Raw genomic sequence first — 724 nt, forward strand, 5'->3', positions numbered from 1 at the left:
CGCGTAACTGACAACAAGGGGAAAACGCACGACGTGCTGACCGGAAGTGATGACGGTCGCCACAGCAACACGTCTCTGGCGTGGGGAGCTGGCGTGCAGTTTAACCCGACCGAATCCGTGGCCATTGATATTGCTTATGAAGGCTCCGGCAGTGGTGACTGGCGCACTGACGGTTTCATCGTGGGTGTCGGTTATAAATTCTGATTAGCCAGGTAACACAGTGTTATGACAGCCCGCCGGTTCAGGCGGGCTTTTTTGTGGGGTGAATATGGCAGTAAAGATTTCAGGTGTACTGAAAGACGGCACAGGAAAACCGGTACAGAACTGCACAATCCAGCTGAAAGCAAAACGTAACAGCACCACGGTGGTAGTGAACACGCTGGCCTCAGAAAATCCGGATGAAGCCGGGCGTTACAGCATGGACGTTGAGTACGGGCAGTACAGCGTTATTCTGTTGGTGGAGGGATTCCCGCCGTCACATGCCGGGACCATCACCGTGTATGAAGATTCCCGACCCGGTACGCTGAATGATTTTCTCGGTGCCATGACGGAGGATGATGCCCGTCCTGAGGCACTGCGCCGTTTTGAACTGATGGTGGAAGAGGTGGCGCGTAACGCGTCCGCGGTGGCACAGAACACGGCAGCCGCGAAGAAGTCAGCCAGCGATGCCGGCACATCAGCCCGTGAGGCGGCAACCCATGCGACTGATGCTGCAGGCTCAGCA

The 724-nt window shown here is 56.4% G+C and carries 2 protein-coding genes; both read left to right on the forward strand.

Going from position 1 to position 724, the window contains the following annotated elements; genetic code table 11:
• Positions 1 to 204 (forward strand): Ail/Lom family outer membrane beta-barrel protein (locus FQZ95_RS24170; RefSeq protein WP_000308645.1); only part of this gene is annotated, 204 nt, incomplete at its 5' end.
• 64 nt (positions 205 to 268) lie between these two features.
• Positions 269 to 724, forward strand: a 456-nt coding sequence (locus tag FQZ95_RS24175) for a prophage tail fiber N-terminal domain-containing protein (RefSeq protein WP_202384201.1), incomplete at its 3' end; no start/stop codon positions are given.

This window comes from Escherichia sp. HH41S (assembly GCF_009820115.1).
Lineage (GTDB): Bacteria > Pseudomonadota > Gammaproteobacteria > Enterobacterales > Enterobacteriaceae > Escherichia > Escherichia coli_F.